A 21,098-nucleotide genomic window follows, 5' to 3' on the forward strand; every position below is an offset into this window, starting at 1 on the left:
AGTGAGGGTCCTCGGCCTCTCCGCCGGTGCTCCCGACGGCAGCGCGGAGATCATCCTGAAAGAGGCGTTGCGGGGTGCGCAGGATGCCGGAGCCGACGTCGAGCTGGTCCGTCTGCGCGACCTCGTGCTGACGAGCGGTCCCGACGCGTCATCGGATGACGCCGACTGGTTCTGGGACCGGCTGATGGACAGCGATGGTCTGATCGTCTCGTCGCCGATCTACTCGCGCACCGTGCCCGGACTGCTGCGGCTGCTCGGCGACAAGATCTCAGGACCCCAGTCCGACGTCGCGTTCACCTCGGAACTGCTCAGGATGCGCGCCGAGGGAACGCCGATCTCCGTCGACTTCGCGATCGACGAGCGCGTGCTGCGACCGCGGGTGGCGGGGTTCCTCGCTGTGGGAGGATCGCTGCCGAGCCGTTGGAAGACACTGACCCTCCCGATCATGCACACGCTCACCGCATCGGCGCAGATCGCGGTCGTCGACCAGGTCGAGTTCGCCGGCGCGGGCAGTCCCGCCTCGATCGTCCTCGACGCTGAGGCGCTCGAGCGATCGCGACGACTGGGCTTCACGGTGGGTGAACAGCTGGGCCGGTCGTACGAGGACGCGCAATACCGCGGCGAGCCTGGTGCCTGCCCGCTCTGCCACCTGTCGGTCGTCGCCCTGATCGGGACGCACGCCGAGTGCGCGACATGCGGCGCCGTCGGCGTTCTGCGTCAGAACGATGGCGCGATGACCCTCGAACTCACCGCGGAGGGAGCGCTGCGGTCGATCCTCTCGCTCCACGAAAAGGTCGACCATTTTCACGAGGTTCAGCAGACCGCCGCACGCCACGCGCCGTTGCGCGAGAAGATCGACTCGGCCAAGGACGAGTACGCGGCGTGGGACCCGCGAGTGTTCCCATCCACACCTGTGATTCCAAGGAGGCAATCATGAGCACTTTCCCCACCGACGACCCGGACAAGGTCGAATTCGCCGGCATCCTGCCCGCAGCGGCGAAACCGTTCGTGCTCGGCAACGGCGAGGGCGAGAAATCCCTCGTCTTCGACCAGCTGTTCAACATCCTGCTGTCGGCAGACGAGACCGACGACCAGTACGGCGCGTTCACGATGGTCGGCCCGAAGGGTGACCGCATCCCCGCACACAAGCACTTCAAGACGCACGAGATCTTCTACGTCGTGGACGGCGAGATCAGCATCTGGATGGATGACGAAGCCGACTATCACTCGAGGACGACGCTGACGACGGGCGACTTCGCGTTCATCCCCGCGAACGTCGTGCACGCGTTCCAGATCCACAACACCACCAAGGTGTTCGGGGTCGGCACGGCCGGTTTCGAGCGATTCTTCCACGCGATGGGTCAGAAGACCGACCTGACGGAGCCGCAGGGCGTCTACGTTCCGGACTACTCGACGATGCGCGCCGCGGGCGAGAAGTACTGGACGCAGTTCATGCCCGAGTTCCAGTTCCGCGACTGAGCCGATGGGTTCGCTCTCCGAGATCGACTTCGCCCAGCCGGTCGGGTTCCGTCCGCTGTCGCTCGACCTGCGGACGCCGGATGACCAGGGAGGGGCAGTCGCTCCTCTGATCGTCTTCGTGCACGGCGGAGGCTGGCGGATCGGCAGTCGGAAGATGTTCTGCCCGTCGATGGTCGACGATGACCCGTTCGAGCGGATCGTCGCCGCGGGATTCGCCGTCGCCTCGGTCGAGTACCGGCTGAGCGCGGAGGCCGTCTTCCCCGCGCAGACCGAGGACGTCGCCGCTGCGCTGGGCTGGTTGCGAGCCCACGGCGACCGATACGACTACGACCCGTCGCGCGTGGTGCTGTGGGGGGAGTCAGCCGGTGCGACGCTGGCTGCGCTGGTGGGACTGCAGGATGCCGCGGTCCGCGGCATCATCGACTGGTACGGGCCCTCCGACCTGCCGGCCATGGGAGCACAGCTCGGCAATGCGGATGATCCGGCGTCCCGCGAAGCGCAGTGGCTCGGCGCATCGGCCGGGGCGGATCCCGAACGTGCTCGGGCGGCGAGTCCGGTGGCCCATGTGGTCGCTGGCGCACCACCGTTCCTGATCGCGCACGGCCTCGCCGACGAGGCGGTGCCTTTCGCACAGAGCGAGCTGCTCGCCGCGCGCCTGGCCGAAGTGGGCACGCCCGTCGAGCTCGAGCTCGTTCCGGGCGCCGGCCACATGTGGCACGGTGACGACGTCGATCGGCGCGGACTGCTGGACCGGGCGATCGCGTTCGCACATCGCGCGACCGCGTGACGGCATGACGCCTGACCGCCTGGCGCCTGACCGCCTGGCGCCTGACCGCCTGGCGCCTGACCGCCTGGCGCCTGACCGCGTGACGGCCTGACCGCCTGGCGCCTGACCGCCTGGCACCCTCACCGGCTGACGCCCTCGATCCTGGATCCCTCGCCGCCGGATCAGGAGATCTTGCCGGGACAGGACGATTCGGCCGGGATCGTCCTGTTCCGGTGGAATCACCTGATCTCGTGCGAGCCGTCGGCGAACGGCGGCCGGGCCGGCCTCTCCCGATGAGGCTCAGGCTGACCGCAGCCGCCGCGAGATGTCGTCTGCCGTCTGACGCAAGCGGCCCAGCAGCGGACCGCGCAGCGACGCCAGGTCGTGACGCGATGCTGCGACCGCGATGTTGATCGCCGCGGCGGGCTGGGACGGGTTCCGCCCGAACACAGGTACCGAGACCGAGCGAAGGCCGGCTGCGACCTCTTCGTCCTGCAGGGCGTACCCCTGCTCGCGGATGGTCGCCAGCCGCTCGCCGAGCTCCTTGAGCGTTGCGGCGGCATTCGGCCCCGCATCTCTCGCGAAGTCGTGACCGGCCAGTGCGGCCGCGAGCTCATCTGGGCTGAGGTAGGCCAGCAGCAGCTTGCCCATCGACGTGTACGCGGCGGGCAGGGTCGAGCCGACCTGGATGTTGGCGGTCACGAGGTCGGAGTTGCGAAGCCGCGCGAGGTAGAGCACCTGGTCGCCGATCAGCACACCGAGGTTGACCGTCTCGGCGGTCTCCTCAGCAAGGTGGCGCAGCGGCTGCTCGCTCATCTGCACGATGCTGGAACCGCGCAGGGCCGCCGACCCGAGCGTGAGGACCGCGACGCCCGGCTGGATCGCGCCGTCGGGCAGTCTCTCGACGAATCCGCTCTCTTCGAGCGTGGCGACGACGCGGAACGCGGTCGGCATCGGGATGCCGGTGCGATCGCAGATCTCGCGGAGCTTCAGCGAGGTCACCGACTCGTCGAAGAGTCGCAGGACGTCCAGCCCCTTTGCCAGCGCCTCGATGCGATAGCGGTTTCCGCTCTTGGCCGGTGTCAACTCGTCGGTCACGCTGTACCCGCTTTCACTCAGCGAAACCGTAGCCCGCGGTGTCCGGCCCGCGCAATTCAGGCCCCGACTCGGAAGACCCGCAGCTGCAGGGCGAGCGTCCGGTAATAGCCGACGAGCGTGGTGAGTTCGAACACGACGGCTGCGCCGAGGGAGTCGGATGCCGCGGCCCACCGCGCATCGTCGAGGTCACCGTCCAGCAGGGCGACGACGGTCGATCCCACTGCGAGGTCGTCTTCGGCGAATGCGGACACGTCGAGCACGCGGATGGCCTCGAGCTCGGCCTCGCTGAAGCCGATGGCCCGGGCGATGGCCTCGTGCGACTCGCGTTCGAACGCGCTGTCCTGGTCCGCCGCGACGAGCAGGATCGCCAGTTCGCGCTGTCGATCGGTCAGGTGCGTCCGGTATCGGATCGCGGCCCCGAGCCCCTGCAGGGCGCCGCCGACCGCGGGCGAGAGCAGGAAGGCGTCGAACGGACCGCGGAGCGCGCCGTCGTCGGAGGTCAGCGCGAAGTGCTGCGGGCCGCTCGCGCGCGGGCCGCCGGTGATCGCGTCGTACAGCGCGCGCTGCTCGGCGTCGAGGTCTGCCGGCGGCATGGGACGGATGCGTGGTGCCATCGGGTTCCTCCTCGCTCAAAGAGTGGCGATCTTATTCAATCAGTAAAAGTAACTTTCGCTAAGCGAATTCAAAGGAGAGTTCATGACCGAGTTCCACGACGTCGCCCTGACCGGTGGTGGATTCGATTTCCGGGTCCGGGTCTACCCCGCACCGCAGCCCACCGGCGCCGTGCTCAACTGGCTCCACGGCGGGGCGTTCATGTTCGGCACGCTCGACATGCCCGAGGCCGACCAGGTCGGGCGCTGCCTGAGCGAGTCGGGCACGACGGTGGTGTCGGTGGACTACACGCTGGCTCCGTTGGATGCCCTCGCCGCGCTCGGCCCGATCGATGGCGGCGAAGGGATGCCGGCACCCGAAGGCATGCCGACCCCAGAGCAGATGCGCGCCGAGATGGAGGCGGCCGGGCCCCGCGCCCGGTATCCGGTCGCATCGCTGCAGACGGTCGTCGCCTTCGACTGGGCGGTCGCGAACGCCCAGCGGTGGGGTGCTGCGCCGACGCGGGTGCTGCTCGGCGGGGCCAGTGCGGGGGGCAACCTGGCAGCCGGAGCAGCGGTGCGGTTGCGCGATCGGGCTGCCACCGCGGCGGATGCTGCGGTCCCGGCATCCGTGGCGCTCGTCTACCCCGTTCTGCACGCGCCATTGCCCGACGCGAATGCCGAACTGGAGGCGAAACTCGCGGGTCTTCCGCGTGCGCTGACCTTCCCGCCCGAATCGACCAGTGCGATCAATGCCAACTATCTGGGTGAGGCCGCACCGGACGAGATCTACGCGTTCCCCGGCGGCCACGACATGACGGGGCTCGCGCCGACGCTGATCGTGACAGCGGACCGCGATCGACTGCGTGCATCGGGCGAGGCTTTCGCTGCCGAACTGGCACTCGCGGGCGTCGACGTGTGCGTGGTGCGTCAGCGCGGCGCGCTGCACGGCTTCCTGAACGAGGTGGGGGATCCCGCCGCGGAAAGCACGTTGCGGTGGATCAGGACGGTGGCCACATTGACAGCAGCCCGCACCGTCCGTTAGATTCATCAAGCGAAAGTTACTTTTACTAAATGAAACTACCCACCCGAACTGCAAGGAGCCGGTGATGACGCCGCACAACACCGTCGAGGTCGAGCGTCGAGTCGACGCCGGCTGGCTGGGCCTCGAAGGCTCGCGCGTTCTCATCGCCGGGGCGGGCGGAATCGGGGGGGCGTGCGCGGTCGCGTACGCCAAAGCTGGAGCCTCGGTCGCCGTCGTCGACCGTGATCGCGCCACCCTCGACGCCCTGAGTATCCTGCTCGAGCCGGCGGGCGTCCCGTTCCTGCTGATCGAGGCCGACCTCACCGAGCACGGAGCCGGAACACGCGTCGTCGCGGAGACCGTGGACGGACTGGGAGGCCTTGATGTCCTGCTGCACGCGGTCGGCATCAACGACCGCCGGCCGATTCTCGAATTCACCGAAGACGAATGGGACCACATCCTGCAGGTGAACCTGTCGACGCTGTTCGGGCTCGCCCAGGCCGCCGGCCGTCACATGGTCGCCCAGGGCTCGGGCCGGGTGCTCGCCCTCTCCAGCGTCTCGGGCCTGCTCGCCCATCACTCGCACGGCCCGTACGCCGCGTCCAAGGGCGGCATCAACCAACTGCTGCGCGTCATGGCGCGCGAATGGGCCTCGGCCGGAGTCACGGTCAATGCGCTCGCTCCCGGCTACATCGAGACGCCGCTCACCGCAGGCGAGCTCGCCAAGCCTGGAAAACGACAGGATCTGGAGAGCCTCGTGCCGGCCGGTCGTCTCGGCACGCCCGACGAACTGACCGGCCCCGCCCTGTTCCTGTCGTCGCGTCACGCGGGATTCATCACCGGGCACGTGATGTACATCGACGGCGGACGCACGCTGGTCTGAGACTGAAGAGACGACAGGAGACGCACATGTCAGCATCCACCCCCCAGATCTTCCCCCGGTTCGCCGGCAAGACCGTCCTGGTCACCGGCGCGGGCACCGGCTTCGGCGCCGAGATCGCGGTGCGCGCCGCGCAGGAAGGCGCCAGAGTCGCCGTTCACTACCGCTCCTCGAAGGCAGGCGCCGAGGCGACGCTCGAGCGCATCCGCGACGCGGGCAGCGACGGAATCCTCGTGCAGGCCGACATCGGCTCGTGGGACCAGATCAAGCGGATGGCCGATGAGGTCTGGGCCGCGTTCGGCACCCTCGACGTGCTGGTCAACAACGTCGGCGACGTCTCCAGCGAGCAGATGAACTGGAACGAGCTGACCCAAGAGGCCCTCGACGCGGTCATCGACATCGATGTCAAGGGCACGCTGCTGATGACGCACGAGTTCGGCGAGCGGATGCTGGCCCAGGGCCACGGCAACATCGTGCAGGTCGGCTCCACGGTCATCGTGCGAGGTTCCGCCCGCGCCCCGCAGTACGCCGCGGCGAAGTACGCCATCCTCGGCATCACGAAGTCCTACGCGAAGGCGTTCGCGCCGACCGTGCGTGTGAACACCTTCGCACCCGGCTTCATGGAGACCGAGCGGCTGCTGAACCGCGAGGACTGGAAGAACGGGCGCCGCGAGGTGCTGCTCGCCCAGACGCCGATGGGCGTCATCCCGCCGCCCGAGTTCGTCACCGGTGCGTGCCTCTGGCTCGCCACCGACGAGGCGGCCCACCTCACCGGTGGCTACATGCTCGCCGACGGCGGCTTCAACATGGTCGGCGCATAAGCGTCCACCCACGACCGAGGAGACACGAACAATGAAGCTCATCACCTTCGACGGCGGCCGCGTGGGCCGTCTCGAGCTCGAAGAAGGCACCGTCATCGAACTGGACGTGCCCTCGACCCGCGAGTACTTCGAACGCGGCGGCGACGTCCGCGAGACCGGAGAGCGCCTGGCCTACGCCGACGTGAAGCTCGAAGCGCCCATCCGGCCGAAGAAGTTCTTCCACACCGCGGGCAACTTCGCCGACCACCACAACGAGCTCACCGCCGTGGACTGGTCGCACCCCGTGCACAAGGGCATCGTGTTCTTCCAGAACGTCGACGCCATCATCGGGCCGGACGATGACATCGTCTACCCGGAGGGCCTCACCAAGGAGCTTGACTACGAGCTCGAGCTCGGCATCATCATCGGCAAGCCGGGCAAGTTCTTCGGGCCGGACGAAGCCGACGACTACATCGCCGGCTTCACCGTCTTCAACGACATCACCGCGCGCGACATCCAGCGCAAGGAGATGGAGTCGGGGGTGTTCTCGTTCAGCAAAGGCATCGACACGTTCTGCCCGATCGGCCCGTGGATCGTCACGCGCGACGAGGTGCCCGACATGCACGAGCTGCCCATGCAGCTGCGCGTCAACGGCGAAGTGCGCCAGCAGGGCAACACCAACCAGACCCGCATCAAGTTCCCGCACCTGGTCGCATACCACTCGCCGCAGATCTACAGCGCCGGCGACATCATCACGACCGGCACCATCTCGGGCGTCGCGGCCGTGCAGCCGAACCCGTTCGACTTCTACCTGCAGCCGGGTGATGAGATCGAGGCCGAGATCACCGGCATCGGCACCCTGCGCAACCGGGTCATCTCGTGGGAGGACCGCTACGGCGAGCCCGCCCCGGCGCGGGTGGACTGGTGAGGATCGCGAACCTCGGGGGGCGCGCCGTCCTGGTCCGGGGCGAGAGCGGCGCGATCGACATCGCCGGCGCGTCGGACGGACGCTTCGGCCCCGACCCGCAGTCGCTGTTCGAGAACTGGACGGCGTTCGCCGAGTGGGCTGACGCACTCCTGAACGCGGATGCCGCGGCATCCGACTCGTTCGATGTCACCGAGCTGGGCGCCCCTGTCCCGCGCCCGCGTCAGGTGTTCGCGATCGGGTTGAACTACGCCGAGCACGCCGCTGAGGCCGGCTACCCGCCGGTTTCGATGCCGGTGACGTTCACGAAGTTCCCGTCCTCGATCGTCGGCCCGGATGCGGTCGTCGAGCTGCCCGAAGGGCATGTCGACTGGGAGGTCGAGCTCGTCGTCGTGATCGGCCGCGAGGGGCACAAACTCGATCGGGAGAGCGCCTGGGACCACGTCGCGGGACTCACGATCGGTCAGGACCTCTCCGAGCGGATCACCCAGCTGCAGGGGTCGGCGCCGCAGTTCAGCCTGGGCAAGTCGTTCCCCGGGTTCGGCCCGACGGGCCCGTGGCTGGTCACGCCGGACGAGTTCGCCGATAAGGACGACCTCGCGATCTCGTGCAGCCTGTCCGGCGAGGGCATGCAGGCATCTCGCACGTCGATGATGCTCTACGACGTGCCCGAACTGCTCGTGCGGATCTCGGCCGTCTGTCCGCTGCTGCCGGGCGACATCATCTTCTCGGGGACGCCCTCGGGGATCGGCAACCGCCGCACGCCCCCGCGCTTCATCGGGGCGGACGACGTGCTGGTGAGCGAGATCGAGGGCATCGGCACGCTGACGACGCGGTTCACCGCGTGACGAACAGAGGAGATGTCCCGACCGGAGGAGCGACCGACCTGCTCTCCTCGTCCGTTCTGCACATCTCCTCCGCTCAGGCCGTGTCGTGCACCGACCTCCGAGTCGAGTACCTGCGGGCGCCGATCGCGATCGGCACGGATACGCCGCGATTCTCGTGGATCGTCGATCACCCGCAGGACGCATACGAGATCGTGGTCGCTCGTGGCGCCGAGCCGATCTGGTCGAGCGGACCCGTCGAGAGCCCGCAGACGTCGCTGGTGGAGTATGCCGGTGCCGCGCTCGCCTCCGACACCGACTACACCTGGCGGGTGCGTTCGCGGGCGGATGCCGGTGGCTGGTCTGACTGGGCATCGTCGACGTTCGGCACCGGACTCTTGGATGCTGCGGACTGGTCGGCAGCGTGGGTCGAGCCCGACCAGCAGGATGCCGTCGTGGAGCGCTGGAGCATCCTCGACTGGATCCGCGGCCTCGGTCCGCAGGAGCCGCTCGAGGAGAGACTCCGACCGCCGCAGCTGCTGCGCCATCCGTTCGCCCTTGGGGAACGTCCGGTCCGCGCGCGCCTGTACGCGACCGCTCGCGGCGCGTATGCGGCCACGGTCAACGGCCTGCCTGCAGACGACCAGGTGCTCGCCCCCGGGTCGGACACCTATGAGCACCGCATCTCGGTGCAGACGTACGACGTGACCGACGCGCTCGTCGAGGGCGAGAACGTGCTCGGCGTCGCGCTCGCCGACGGGTGGTGGGCGGGACGCCTCGGCCTCACCGGCTCGAGCGCGCAGTACGGCACTCGCACGAGCGCGATCTGGCAGCTGCACGTGGAGTACGCCGACGGCGGTTCGGAGGTGATCGGCTCCGGCTCCGGAGTGCGCAGCAGCCCTGGCCCATGGGCCTACGCCGACCTGTTCGTCGGCGAGCAGTTCGACCGGAGAGCCGTACCGGTCGGCTGGGACCGCCCGGGCTTCTCCGACGAGGGGTGGACTCCGGTCGTCGAGGTCGGTCGCGATCACGCGCTCCTGAAAGCCTTCACCGGTGAGCCGATCCGCCGGGTGCTCGAACTGCCTGCCATCGAGGTCGTCGAGACGCCGGAGGGTGCGATCGTCGACTTCGGCCAGGTGATCGCCGGGCGCGTCCGGCTGAGGCTGCACGACACGTCACCCGGTCAGCGCATCGTCCTCGAGCACACCGAGACGCTCGCCCCCGGCGGATCGTGGTTCGACAACATTCAGGGCATCAACAAGGAGCAGACCGACATCTTCGTCGCCGCCGGCGATGACGACGAGTGGGAGCCCGAGTTCACGTTCCACGGCTTCCGCTACGCGCGCGTCACGGGACTGCATGCGCCCCTGAATCGCGATGACATCGTCGCCGTCGTGATCGCCAGCGACCTCGAGCAGACCGGCGCGTTCTCGGCATCCGATCCTCGTCTCGATCGCCTGCATCAGAACGTGGTCTGGAGCCAGCGCGGCAACTTCGTCTCGATCCCGACCGACTGCCCGCAGCGCGAGAAGGTCGGCTGGACCGGCGACATCCAGGCCTTCGTCGGAGCCGCGGCCAACAACGCCCAGGTCGTGCCGTTCCTCACCCGCTGGCTGGAGAACCTGCGGGCCGACCAGCTGCCCGACGGGCGCATCCCGATCTTCTCGCCGCGCTCGCCGTTCGACGCCGATGCGGCGGCGAACGCGCAGGGGATCGGGTCGATCGTCGCCGCCGCCGGGTGGAGCGATGCGATCGCGATCGTGCCCTGGACGCTGTACGAACGGTACGGCGACCGGCGCCTCCTCGAGCATAACTACGACGCGCTGATCCGGTGGATCCAGTACCAGCGGAGGACAGCAGCGTCCGAGCTGCCCGAGGCGCTCATCGACACGGCGCTCGCGCCCGATCGCCGGGCGCGCCAGGCACTGCTCTACAACACGGGAGCCCACTTCGGGGACTGGCTGACCCCCTCGACGATGGAGGGCAAGCCCGTCCACGAGGCGATCGGCATCGCTCCCGCACTGACCAGCGAGTACCTTGCGCCGATGTTCCAGGCCCGGACGCTGTCGATCGCAGCGCGGTGGGCGGACGTGCTCGGACGGACGGCGGATGCCGCGGCGCTGGCGACCGCGGCCGCCGACGTTCGCGCTGCCTTCGCCGCGGAGTACGTCGACGCCGACGGCGATCTGCCCGTCCGGCTGCAGGGCGTCTACGTGCTGGCGCTGGCGTTCGACATGGTGCCCACAGCGCTGCGCGCGCGGACCGCGGCGCGTCTCGTCGAGCTCGTGCGCGAGCGCGGGAACCGGCTCGACACCGGGTTCCTGTCGACCCCGTACCTGCTGGACGTGCTCTACGACAACGGCCACCCCGATGTCGCACGCGCGCTGCTGTGGCAATCCGAGATGCCATCGTGGCTGTACGAAGTCGACCGCGGCGCGACCACGATCTGGGAGACGTGGGATGCGATCTCGCCCGACGGGACGATCCGCCCGATGTCGCTCAATCACTACGCGCCCGGAGCCGTCGACGACGTGCTGTTCCGTCGGCTCGCCGGCATCCGCTCCACATCCCCCGGCTATCGCACCGCTGTGATCGAGCCCGACCTCGACAGCGGTCTGGAGCATGTGCACGCCCACGTCGGCACGCCGTACGGCCCGCTGGTGGTCTTCTGGAAGCGGACGGGCGACGGGGTCGAGATCACCGTCGAGGTGCCCGTCGGGGTCCGTGCAGAACTCGTCGCCGCCGGGCACACCGTGCCGCTGCCCTCCGGCACTTCCACCTGCACCTTCCCCTCCTGAACGGACCGCTCCCCTGTCGCCAACCGTCCGTCCGCGGCGCCGTGGTGGACGGTTGGCGACGGGGGAGCAGTCCCGGTTCAGCGCGGCGCCGTCGAGGCCCGCACGATGAGCTCGGGCTGGAAGACCGTCTGACGGGCGATGCTCTCCGGATCTGCGGCCTCCTCGAGAAGGATCCGCAGCGCGGTGCGCCCGATCATCCGGCTCGGCTGACGCATCGACGACAGCGGCACGGCCGCCGCGGCGGCGAACGGGATGTCGTCGAACCCGATGATCGCGATCTCGTGCGGCACCAGCATCCGCCCCCCGACCACGAGCGACTGCAGCAGTCCGAGCGCCAGCAGGTCGTTCGCGGCGAACAGCGCATCGGGGCGCTCGTGCCGCGGTCGCGCGAGGATGCGCGCGCCGGCGGCCGCGCCCTCCCCGACGGTCATGGCCCCGGTCGCAATGACCTCGACTTCGACGTGCGCGCCGGCGTTCTCGGCCGCGACCCGTGCTCCGGCGAGGCGGTCGGTGACCTGGCGCATGTCGAACGGACCGCCGACGAACGCGATGCGCGAACGACCGGTCTCGATCAGATGATCGACCGCCATCCGGCCGCCGAGCACGCTGTCGACCGACACCGACGAGAAGCGGCCGTCACCGCTGAAGCGGTCCACCAGCACCGCCGCGATGCCCCGGGCGCGGAGTTTCTGCAGCCGCGCCGTGATGTCGCCGTACGGGGCAATGAGCACGCCGCGCACCTGCTGCTCCTCGAACAGGTCGAGGTACAGGCGCTCGCGCGCGGGGTCCTCGTCGGTGTTGCCGTACAGCACGGCGATGCTGTGCCGGGATGCCTCGTCCTCGGCGCCTCGGACCACGTCGGTGTAGAACGGGTTCTGCCCGTCGAGCACGACGAAGCCGACCGTTGTGCTCACCCCGCCGCGGAGCTTGCGGGCGGCGTCGTTGCGCACGTAACCCAGCTCTTCGATTGCGAGGTTGACGCGGTCGATCGACTCGCTCGAGACCTCGTCGGGCCGATTCAGGACGTTCGAGACCGTGCCCACGGAGACGCCGGCGCGCTGTGCGACGTCACGGATGCTCACCGGCACTGGCGCTCCTGCTCCCTCGTTGGATTCGCGTCTGGTCACGATTCGATCAAGGTCTGCAGAGAACTTGACCGTGGTGGTCGGTCTCCATAGAGTAGCCTGAATCGCACCTGAATCGATTCAGTTCTGATTCAGACCCAGGATTTCCACCCCGTCGTTCAAGACCTCAATGAGGAGGGTGCCCGAAATGGCATCAGATGCCGAAGCGTCCGCGCATGCACTCGAGTTGCGCCGCGTCGTCAAGTCCTTCGGGCCCGTGGTCGCGCTGCGATCGGGAAGCCTCACGCTCGACCGCGGTTCGATCCACGCGCTGATCGGTGAGAACGGCGCCGGCAAGTCGACGCTGGTCAAGATCATCGCGGGTCTGTACCGTCGCGACTCGGGCGAGTTCCTGCTCGACGGCGAATCGGTCGACTTCACCAGCACGGCTCAGTCGAAGGCCGCCGGCATCGCGGTCATCTACCAGGAGCCCACGCTGTTCCCCGACCTGTCGGTGGTCGAGAACATCTTCATGGGTCGTCAGCCCACGAACCGCATCGGTCGCATCGACCGTCGTGCGATGCGCGACGAGGCGGTGCAGATCTTCAGCCGGCTCGGCGTCGGTCTCGACCCCGACCGCGTCACCGACGGCCTGTCGATCGCCGACCAGCAGATCATCGAGATCGCCAAGGCCATCTCGCTCGATGCCCGCGTGCTCATCATGGACGAGCCGACCGCGGCGCTGTCCGGCGTCGAGGTCGAGCGGCTGTTCGCCGTGGCCCGGAGCCTGCGAGACGAGGGCCGCGCGCTGTTGTTCATCTCGCACCGTTTCGACGAGGTGTTCGCCCTGTGCGACACGGTCACCGTGATGCGCGACGGGTCGTACGTCGAGACCACCCCGATCGTCGAGACCAGCGTCGACGAACTGGTGCGCCAGATGGTCGGCCGCGACGTCACCGAGCTGTTCCCGAAGCTGCCCGCCGAGATCGGCGAGACGGTGCTCGAGGTCGACGGCCTGACCCGTGCGGGTGTCTTCCGCGACATCAGCTTCACCGTGCGTGCCGGTGAGATCGTCGGACTCGCGGGCCTCGTCGGGGCCGGTCGCAGCGAGGTCGCCCGTGCGATCTTCGGCGTCGACCCGTACGAGAGCGGCACCGTCCGCCTGCTCGGCGCCGCACTGCCCAAGGGCAACCCCCGAGCGGCGACCGCGCGCGGCCTGGCACTCGTGCCCGAGGATCGCCGCCGGCAGGGCCTCGTCCTGGACGAGGGCGTGACGCAGAACATCACCCTCGCGATCCGCGGCAAGCTCGCCACGTGGGGCCTGCTCTGGGGCGGTGCCGAGAACGAGGCCGCCCAGATCTGGGCGAGCCGCCTCGAGGTGAAGACGGCGGCGCTGGATGCCGAGACCGGCACGCTCTCGGGCGGCAACCAGCAGAAGGTGGTGCTCGGCAAGTGGCTGGCGACCGAGCCGAAGGTGCTCATCGTCGACGAGCCCACCCGCGGCATCGACGTCGGCACCAAGGCCGAGGTGCACCGCCTCCTCTCTCAACTCGCGCAAGAAGGCATGGCGATCCTCATGATCTCGTCCGAACTCCCGGAGGTGCTGGGCATGGCCGACCGCGTGCTGGTGATGCGCGAGGGGCGCCTCACCGGCGAGTTCCCGCGCGCGGAGGCGAGCCCTGAAGCCGTGATGTACGCCGCCACTGCCGATGCGGAGGCGGCCCGATGACCACCACGATGACCGCCCCCGTCCAGCCGGGCACGAGCTCGGCCGCGAAGCTCGTCCGGCACATCGCGACCGCCCGAGAGACCGGCATCCTGATCGCCCTGCTGCTGGTGATCCTGGTCGCGACCGTCAGCAACCCGACCTTCCTCTTCTCGAACGACGGGTTCCGCGACCTTCTGCTCACGCCGTCGCTGCTGCTCCTGGTCGCCGTCGGCCAGGCCGTCGTGATCATCACCCGCAACGTCGACCTCTCGGTCGGCTCGATCGTGGGCCTGACCGCGTACCTCACCGGTCGCCTCTTCATCGACATCGAGGGGATCCCGCTGATCCTCGTCTTCGTCGCGGGAGTCGTGTTCGGCGGGCTGCTCGGCCTGATCAACGGCGCGCTCGTCGCGTTCGCGAAGGTGCCCGCCCTCGTGATCACGCTCGGCACGATGTACATCTACCGCGGCCTCAACGTCGCGTGGACCGGCAGCGAGCGCATCAACGCCGGCGATCTGCCCAAGGACTTCCGCGCCCTCGGGACCGATCGGCTCCTCGGCATCCCGATCCTCACGATCATCGCCGTCGTCGTCCTGATCGCCGCCGCCTGGTATCTGCGCAACCTCCGCAGCGGTCGCGAGCTGTACGCGATCGGGTCCGACCCGGCCGCGGCGCACCTCTACGGCCTGCGCGTCACGCGTCGCGTCATCGCCGCCTTCGTCGTCAGCGGGGCGCTGTCCGGCCTTGCCGGCGTCCTCTACGCCGCCCGGTACGGCACGGTCAGCTCTGCCGCGGGCTTCGGCTGGGAGCTCCAGGCGATCGGTGCGGCGGTGATCGGCGGTGTCGCGATCTCCGGCGGCGTCGGCACGGTCTGGGGCGCCGCGATCGGCGCGTTCCTGCTGCTGACGATCAACCGGGCGCTTCCGATCCTCGGCATCGACGACTTCTGGCAGCGCGCCGTCGTCGGCGTGCTGATCATCGGCTCCATCGTGCTGGATCGGGTCCTGGCACTCCGACAACACAAACGACTGATTTCACAGAGGGAGGGGACGAGATGACCACGATGACGGATGCCGCCCCCGCACGCGTCTACCAGGCGCACGGCAAGCCCGCATGGCGGCGCTACCTGCTGACCCGCGAAACCGCGATCATCGCGATCCTGATCCTGGTGATCGTGGTCGCACTGGCGACGGTCCGAAACTTCGACAGCCCGCTGACGGTGACCTACCTGCTGCGCGACATCGCGCCGATCCTGCTCATCGCGCTTCCGATGACCCTGATCATCATCACCGAGGAGATCGACCTCTCGGTGGCGAGCATCGTGGGCCTGAGCAGCGTGACCACCGGCATCCTGGCGCAGGCCGGCTGGCCGTTCGAGCTGGCAGCCGTCGCGGCGATCGTCGTCGGCGCCCTCGCCGGTGTGATCAACGGATTCCTCGTGACGGTCGTCGGGCTGCCCTCGCTGGCGGTGACGATCGGAACGCTCGCGCTGTTCCGCGGCATCGCGGTGGGCCTGCTGGGCACCACCGCGATCACGGACTTCCCAGAGTTCTGGACCGACCTCGCCAAGGCCAACATCCCGGGCACCCCGGTGCCGGTGATCATGATCCCGTTCGTGATCCTCGCGCTGATCTTCGCGGTGCTGCTGCACTTCACCCCGTTCGGACGCTCGCTGTACGCGATCGGCCTCAACAAGGAGGCGGCGCAGTTCTCCGGCATCGACGTCGGTCGCACGAAGTTCATCCTCTTCGTGATGAGCGGCACGGTCGCGGGCTTCGCGGGCGTCTACTTCACGCTGCTGTACTCCAACGCCCGCGGCGACAACGCCATGGGCATGGAGCTGCAGGTGATCGCCGCCGTGCTGCTGGGCGGGGTCTCGATCTTCGGCGGGCGCGGAGCGCTGCACGGAGTCATCGCCGGTGTGCTGCTGATCGGCACGCTCTCCAGCGCGCTGCGCCTGGCGGGCATCACCAGCGACATCATCAACGTCATCACCGGGGTGCTCCTGATCGTCTCGGTGGTGTCGGCAAGCTTCCTGGCCTGGCTGCAAGCGCGACGCGCCGCCGCCGTCGGCAGGAGAAAGGGCAGAGCCGGCGCGTCCGCGGACGCACCCTGACGCCCTCGACCTCACCCGAGATCACCGCAATACCGCACCACCCACATCGCACCTCGTGCACCACGGAAGGAAACAATGATGTTCGGAATTCAGCGAAGAGGGCGCCTGGCGCTCTCGGCCGCGGCTCTCGCCGTCGGCGTCGCGCTCGTCGCGACCGGTTGCTCGGGCTCGAGCGGTGGCACCGCCACCGAGGGCTCGGACGGCGGCGACGCCAACCTGTCGATCACGATGCTGCCGAAGAACCTCGGCAACCCGTACTTCGACACCTCGACCGGCGGAGCCGAAGAGGCCACTGAGGAGTTCGGCGGCACGTTCGAGGAGGTCGGCCCCAGCGAGGCGTCGCCCACCTCGCAGGTGCAGTACATCCAGACGGCCGCCCAGCAGGGCGCCGGCGGACTCATCGTCTCGGCCAACGACCCCGAGGCCCTGTGCGACGCCCTCGACGAGGCGCGCAGCGCCGGCGTCAAGGTGGTCACGTTCGACTCGGACACCAACCCCGAGTGCCGCGACCTGTTCATCAACCAGGCAACGAGCGAGGGCATCGCGAAGGTCCAGGTCGACCTGATCGCCGAGCAGATCGGCGACGCCGGTCAGATCGCCGTGCTGTCGGCATCGGCCAACGCCACCAACCAGAACGCCTGGATCGAGATGATGAAGGAGGAGCTGGCCGCCAGCCACCCCGACATCGAGCTCGTCGAGGTCGTCTACGGTGACGACGACGACCAGACCTCGTTCGACAAGACCGCCGCGCTCCTGCAGACCTACCCGGAGCTCAAGGGCATCGTCTCGCCGACCACGGTCGGCATCGCCGCAGCGGCCCGCTACCTGTCGACCTCGGAGTACAAGGGCAAGGTCGCACTGACCGGCCTGGGCACGCCGAACCAGATGCGCGAGTACGTCGAGGATGGCACCGTCACCGCCTTCGCGCTGTGGAACCCGGCCGACCTCGGCTACCTGGCAGCCTTCGCGACGCAGGCGCTCATCACCGGTGAGATCACCGGCGAAGAGGGCGACACGTTCGAGGCCGGCAAGCTCGGCTCGTTCGAGGTCGGCGCCGACGGCGCTGTGCTCCTGGGCGACCCGTTCGTGTTCGACGCGGAGAACATCGGCGACTTCGACTTCTGAGCAGTCGCTGCGCCACAGCGCCCGGCCCGCTTCGCGGGCCGGGCGCTTCCGCGTCCCGGTGAAAGGGCTAGCGGACGCCCTTCATCAGTGCGAGCACCGGTTTGATCGACAGCAGCAGCGCCGCGCCCAGACCGATCGCGACGAATCCGAGGATCGTGAAGTACGGGACCTCGTTCTCCGGGTCGTAGAACTGCGCGAGGAATCCGGCCAGTGCGGTGCCGAGCGCGACGGACAGGAAGAACAGCGCCACCATCTGCGTCTGGAACACCTTCGGCGCCAGCTTCGTCGTGACCGACAGCCCGACCGGCGAGATCAGCAGCTCGGCGACCGTGAAGACGAACAGGATACCGACGATCGCCAGCAGCGGCGTGCTGTTGGGCGCGCCGTTCGCGAACGGCAGGAACAGCAGGAACGCGGCTCCCATCACGATCGCTCCGAGTCCGAACTTGATCGGCGTCGTCGGCTGCCGGGTGCCCAGCTTCGTCCAGATCGCGGCGAAGACGCCCGAGAGCACGATGATGAAGATCGGGTTGATCGACTGCACCCACGACACCGGCATCTCCCAGCCGAAGATCGAGCGGTCCAGACGCTTGTCGGAGTAGACCGTGAGCACGGTGAACTGCTGCTGGTACAGCGACCAGAACCCGACGCTCACGATGAACAGCGGGATGAAGCCGAACACCCGCGAACGCTCGATCGCGGTGATCCTGCTGCTGGAGAGGATCACGAAGAAGTACGCGAGCGTCGCTGCGATCACGGCGATGATCACGATCAGGGCGAGGTTGTCCGCACGGATGACCCCGACCAGCACCAGCACGATCAGCACGACCACGGCGGCGATCGCCACCCCGATCACGAGGCCATACCGGCTCCGCGGCAGCGGGTTCGGCACCGCGCGCGCCTGAGCGGGCAGTTGCTTCCGTCCGAACGAGTACTGGATCAACCCGAGACCCATGCCGACCGCCGCCAGCCCGAACCCCCAGTGGAATCCCCAGGTGGTCTGCAGGAGCCCCGTCAACAGCGGTCCGAAGAACGCGCCGAGGTTGATGCCGAGGTAGAACAGCGAGAAGCCGGCGTCCCGGCGCGGGTCGTCGTCGGTGTAGAGGGTTCCGACGACCGAGGTCGCGTTGGCCTTCAGCCCACCGGATCCGATGGCCACGAGCACGAGGCCGATGCCGAGCCCCCAGAAGCCGGGGACGAGCGCGAGTCCGATGTGGCCCGCCATGATGACGATCGCGCTGGCGAACAGCACGCGCTCCGAGCCGAACAGCCGGTCGGCCAGCCATGCACCGAGGATCGTGGAGAGGTACACCGCGCCGCCGTAGGCGCCGACGATGCCGGTGGCGATCGCCTCCGGCATCCCCAATCCGCCCTCGGCGATCGAGTAGTACATGTAGATCAGCAGGATTCCCTGCATGCCGTAGAAGCTGAACCGCTCCCACATCTCCACGCCGAACACGTGGGCCAGCGCCCACGGCTGGCCGAAGAACCGCGCGTCGCGATCGCCGCCTGCGTCCACCTGAGTCGTGGCCGAAGCGGCCTCGTTGCCGTTGCTCATGGCCGTCAGGCTAGCGCGAGGTCAGTTCGGAAGGGAGGGATGCCGCTCCTCGGGAGCCCGCTTGGTCGGAATGAACAGGGCGACGACGAGGGCGATCACGGCAGCGATCCCGCCCAGCACGAACGAGAGCGTGAACGCCGTGCCCGTCGGCACCTGCGTGCTCTCGAACTCCACCGAGTACGTGGCCAGCACCGCGCCGATCACCGCGGCGGCCACGCTCGTGCCGAGCGAGCGGAACAGCGCGTTCAGGCCGTTCGAGGCACCCGTCTCGCTCTGCGGCACCGAGCGCATGATGAGCATCGGCATCGACGCGTAGCCGAAGCCGATGCCGACGCCGATGATGATGTTCGCCACGAGGATGTGCCATACCTCGGAGGAGAACAGCAGCGTGAAGCCGTAGGCGACCACGAGTGAGAGCGCACCGAGCACGAGCAGCAGCTTCGGACCGGTGCGTCGCGCCATCCGTCCGGCCACCGGGGAGAGGACCATCATCACCAGGCCGGAGGGCATCACGATCAGGCTCGCGGCCAGGAGCGAAAGGCCGAAGCCGACGCCAGTCGCCACCGGCAGTTCGAGGATCTGCGGGTAGCTGACGTTCGAGGAGAACAGTGCGAATCCCATCGCCACCGATGCGATGTTCGTCAGCAGCACGGCCGGTCGAGCGGCGACGCGGAGGTCCAGGAGCGGCTCCGCGATCCGCAGCTCGAACCAGCCCCACGCCACCAGGACGACGAGCCCGCCCAGACCGGTCCCGAGCGTGGCGGGCGAGCCCCAGCCCCATTCGTTCCCGCGTGAGATGGCGAGGAGGACGCCGATCAGCCCGACCGCCAGGCCGGCGGCGCCGACGAAGTCGAAGCGCCCGGCGGTGCGCAGCACGCTGACCGGCACGATCCACAGCACCAGCACGAACCCGATGGCGCCCAACGCAGCCGCGACCCAGAAGAGAAGGTGCCAGTCGCTCTGCTCGGTGATGACGGCGCTGATCGGGAGTCCGAGCGCACCGCCCACGCCCAGTGTGGCGCTGATCAGGGCGATCGCGGAATCGACGCGGTTCTCGTGGAGCACGTCGCGCAGGATCGAGATGCCCAGCGGCACCACGCCGACGATCGCGCCCTGCAGCGTCCGGCCGACGATGATGCCCACGATGCCGGGCGAGAACGCGGCGATGACGGATCCGGCGATCATGACGCCCAGGAGCACCAGCACGATGCGCCGCTTGCCGTACATGTCGCCCAGGCGGCCCGAGATCGGCGTGATCACGGCTGCCGCCAGCAGGGTCGAGGTGACCACCCAGGCGGTGTCGTCGCGGCTCGCGTTCAGCAGTTCCGGCAGCTTCGACTGGATCGGCACCATCAGGGTGAACATGAACGAAGACACCAGGCCCGTGAAGGCCAGAACCGCGACGATCACGCCCTGACGGGGCATCCGGGAGAGTCGTCTTCGTGCGTCCTCGTCCCGTGATCCCATTGATTCAGGCTATCGGCGCAGCGGAGGGTCTCGGGTGGCCCTGCGCGTACCCCCCTGCATCGTGCGGTGCGACACTGGTCGGGTGAGCGAGTCGACGCCCGAACCCCGCATCCGCATCGAGCAGCTCGAGACGATCGAGCAGATCCACGAGGCGGCCGCCGTGCTGCGCTCGGTGTGGGCCGGTGACCGCGACGCGATGCCGCCGAACCTCATCCGCGCGCTGGCCTACTCCGGCAACTACGTGGTGGGCCTGTACGACGGCGATCGCATGGTCGGAGCATCCATCGCCTTCTTCGCAGCACCCGCCGTGCGCTCGATGCACTCGCACATCACCGGCGTCCTGCCGGGCCTGCAGAGCCGCGGGCTCGGGCGGGTGCTCAAGCAGCACCAGCGGGAGTGGGCGTTCGCGCGCGACGTCGGCCACATCACCTGGACCTTCGACCCGCTGGTCGCCCGAAACGCGCATTTCAACCTGCGCGTGCTCGGCGCGCGGGCGACCGAGTACCTCGTCGACCACTACGGTCCGATGGACGACGGCGTCAACCGCGGCGACGAGACCGACCGGGTCATGGTGTCGTGGGCGCTCGCCGCGCCTCCAGTGCCGACGCCGCCTGCCGACGCGGTGGTGGCCGCGGTTGCCGTGCCGACCGACATCGCCGCGCTCCGTCGGGAGGATCCGGCGGAGGCTGCGGCCTGGCGGGTCCGCGTGCGCGAGGGCGTTCTCGGACACCTGGCCGACGGCCTCGCGATCGGTGGGTTCGACGACGAGCGCGGCTACCTGTTCGTGCGGCCCTGACCCCTCGCACCCCGGGCACCGTCGGAGGATTGCACCATCGTCGGAGGATTCCTGCCGAATCCTCCGACGAAGCGCCGATC

At 68.7% G+C, this 21,098-nt stretch carries 19 protein-coding genes; 14 read left to right on the forward strand and 5 right to left on the reverse strand.

Translation table 11 applies throughout. The features are described 5' to 3' along the window. The first annotated feature begins 1 nt into the window (after window position 1). Genes BLT19_RS03690 through BLT19_RS03700 form a run of 3 tightly spaced genes read left to right on the forward strand, consistent with a single transcriptional unit; the run spans window position 2 to window position 2,266 of the window. Window positions 2–937: a flavodoxin family protein gene (locus BLT19_RS03690; RefSeq protein WP_157681745.1), complete on the forward strand. Its 936-nt coding sequence runs from the start codon at window positions 2–4 to the stop codon at window positions 935–937. After that, complete coding sequence (locus tag BLT19_RS03695; protein WP_157681746.1) at window positions 934–1,479, forward strand: quercetin 2,3-dioxygenase; 546 nt, start codon at window positions 934–936, stop codon at window positions 1,477–1,479. Before BLT19_RS03690 ends, BLT19_RS03695 begins: the two co-directional genes overlap by 4 nt. 4 nt (window positions 1,480–1,483) lie before the next feature. Further along, window positions 1,484–2,266 carry an alpha/beta hydrolase gene (locus tag BLT19_RS03700; RefSeq protein WP_091486544.1) on the forward strand — a complete coding sequence of 261 codons (783 nt, stop codon included), beginning with the start codon at window positions 1,484–1,486 and terminating at the stop codon, window positions 2,264–2,266. A gap of 279 nt (window positions 2,267–2,545) precedes the next feature. Here the strand turns inward: BLT19_RS03700 and BLT19_RS03705 are convergent, their stop codons facing one another. Next, window positions 2,546–3,343, reverse strand: a complete 798-nt coding sequence (locus BLT19_RS03705) for an IclR family transcriptional regulator (RefSeq protein WP_172825584.1) — start codon at window positions 3,341–3,343, stop codon at window positions 2,546–2,548. A gap of 56 nt (window positions 3,344–3,399) precedes the next feature. Continuing rightward, on the reverse strand, window positions 3,400–3,957 hold the full coding sequence (locus BLT19_RS03710; RefSeq protein ID WP_091486553.1) for a carboxymuconolactone decarboxylase family protein: 558 nt from the start codon (window positions 3,955–3,957) through the stop codon (window positions 3,400–3,402). A gap of 82 nt (window positions 3,958–4,039) precedes the next feature. Between BLT19_RS03710 and BLT19_RS03715 the strand changes: the two genes are divergently transcribed. The 6 genes from BLT19_RS03715 (at window position 4,040) to BLT19_RS03740 (ending at window position 11,184) form a co-directional block, all read left to right on the forward strand. Next, window positions 4,040–4,978, forward strand: coding sequence for an alpha/beta hydrolase fold domain-containing protein (locus tag BLT19_RS03715; protein WP_091486558.1), 939 nt, complete (start codon window positions 4,040–4,042; stop codon window positions 4,976–4,978). A gap of 64 nt (window positions 4,979–5,042) precedes the next feature. After that, a complete protein-coding gene (locus tag BLT19_RS03720) occupies window positions 5,043–5,840 on the forward strand; it encodes an SDR family NAD(P)-dependent oxidoreductase (RefSeq protein WP_091486561.1) in 798 nt (265 codons plus the stop codon). Between the two features lie 26 nt (window positions 5,841–5,866). Further along, complete coding sequence (locus BLT19_RS03725; protein WP_091486565.1) at window positions 5,867–6,658, forward strand: SDR family NAD(P)-dependent oxidoreductase; 792 nt, start codon at window positions 5,867–5,869, stop codon at window positions 6,656–6,658. Between the two features lie 31 nt (window positions 6,659–6,689). Next, a complete protein-coding gene (locus BLT19_RS03730) occupies window positions 6,690–7,565 on the forward strand; it encodes a fumarylacetoacetate hydrolase family protein (RefSeq protein WP_091486569.1) in 876 nt (291 codons plus the stop codon). After that, window positions 7,562–8,410 (forward strand): fumarylacetoacetate hydrolase family protein, encoded by an 849-nt coding sequence (locus BLT19_RS03735; RefSeq protein WP_091486573.1) that lies wholly within the window; start codon window positions 7,562–7,564, stop codon window positions 8,408–8,410. The genes BLT19_RS03730 and BLT19_RS03735 overlap by 4 nt, the downstream gene beginning before the upstream one ends. Next, window positions 8,407–11,184: an alpha-L-rhamnosidase gene (locus BLT19_RS03740; RefSeq protein WP_091486578.1), complete on the forward strand. Its 2,778-nt coding sequence runs from the start codon at window positions 8,407–8,409 to the stop codon at window positions 11,182–11,184. The genes BLT19_RS03735 and BLT19_RS03740 overlap by 4 nt, the downstream gene beginning before the upstream one ends. A 77-nt stretch (window positions 11,185–11,261) precedes the next feature. On the opposite strand, the gene BLT19_RS03745 is transcribed toward BLT19_RS03740, so the two are convergent. Continuing rightward, window positions 11,262–12,272 carry a LacI family DNA-binding transcriptional regulator gene (locus tag BLT19_RS03745; RefSeq protein ID WP_091486581.1) on the reverse strand — a complete coding sequence of 337 codons (1,011 nt, stop codon included), beginning with the start codon at window positions 12,270–12,272 and terminating at the stop codon, window positions 11,262–11,264. A 184-nt stretch (window positions 12,273–12,456) separates the two neighbouring features. Between BLT19_RS03745 and BLT19_RS03750 the strand changes: the two genes are divergently transcribed. The 4 genes from BLT19_RS03750 to rhaS all read left to right on the forward strand — a co-directional run bounded on the left by BLT19_RS03750 (window position 12,457) and on the right by rhaS (window position 17,197). Beyond that, the gene (locus tag BLT19_RS03750; RefSeq protein WP_091486586.1) at window positions 12,457–13,977 is read left to right on the forward strand and encodes a sugar ABC transporter ATP-binding protein; all 1,521 of its coding nucleotides are present in this window, start codon (window positions 12,457–12,459) and stop codon (window positions 13,975–13,977) included. Continuing rightward, window positions 13,974–15,014 carry an ABC transporter permease gene (locus BLT19_RS03755; protein ID WP_091486590.1) on the forward strand — a complete coding sequence of 347 codons (1,041 nt, stop codon included), beginning with the start codon at window positions 13,974–13,976 and terminating at the stop codon, window positions 15,012–15,014. Before BLT19_RS03750 ends, BLT19_RS03755 begins: the two co-directional genes overlap by 4 nt. Further along, window positions 15,011–16,072 carry an ABC transporter permease gene (locus tag BLT19_RS03760; protein ID WP_091486595.1) on the forward strand — a complete coding sequence of 354 codons (1,062 nt, stop codon included), beginning with the start codon at window positions 15,011–15,013 and terminating at the stop codon, window positions 16,070–16,072. The genes BLT19_RS03755 and BLT19_RS03760 overlap by 4 nt, the downstream gene beginning before the upstream one ends. Before the next feature lie 78 nt (window positions 16,073–16,150). Then, window positions 16,151–17,197 carry a rhamnose ABC transporter substrate-binding protein gene (gene rhaS, locus BLT19_RS03765; RefSeq protein ID WP_091493233.1) on the forward strand — a complete coding sequence of 349 codons (1,047 nt, stop codon included), beginning with the start codon at window positions 16,151–16,153 and terminating at the stop codon, window positions 17,195–17,197. Window positions 17,198–17,264: 67 nt separating this feature from the next. Here the strand turns inward: rhaS and BLT19_RS03770 are convergent, their stop codons facing one another. Next, window positions 17,265–18,755 carry a peptide MFS transporter gene (locus BLT19_RS03770; protein ID WP_091486600.1) on the reverse strand — a complete coding sequence of 497 codons (1,491 nt, stop codon included), beginning with the start codon at window positions 18,753–18,755 and terminating at the stop codon, window positions 17,265–17,267. Window positions 18,756–18,776: 21 nt separating this feature from the next. After that, window positions 18,777–20,180 carry an MFS transporter gene (locus tag BLT19_RS03775; RefSeq protein WP_091486605.1) on the reverse strand — a complete coding sequence of 468 codons (1,404 nt, stop codon included), beginning with the start codon at window positions 20,178–20,180 and terminating at the stop codon, window positions 18,777–18,779. A gap of 124 nt (window positions 20,181–20,304) precedes the next feature. On the opposite strand from BLT19_RS03775, the gene BLT19_RS03780 reads away from it, so the two are divergent. Continuing rightward, entirely contained in the window at window positions 20,305–21,018 is a 714-nt protein-coding gene (locus BLT19_RS03780; protein WP_091486609.1) for a GNAT family N-acetyltransferase, read from the forward strand. Window positions 21,019–21,098 lie beyond the last annotated feature (80 nt).

Source organism: Microbacterium pygmaeum (genome assembly GCF_900100885.1).
Lineage (GTDB): Bacteria > Actinomycetota > Actinomycetes > Actinomycetales > Microbacteriaceae > Microbacterium > Microbacterium pygmaeum.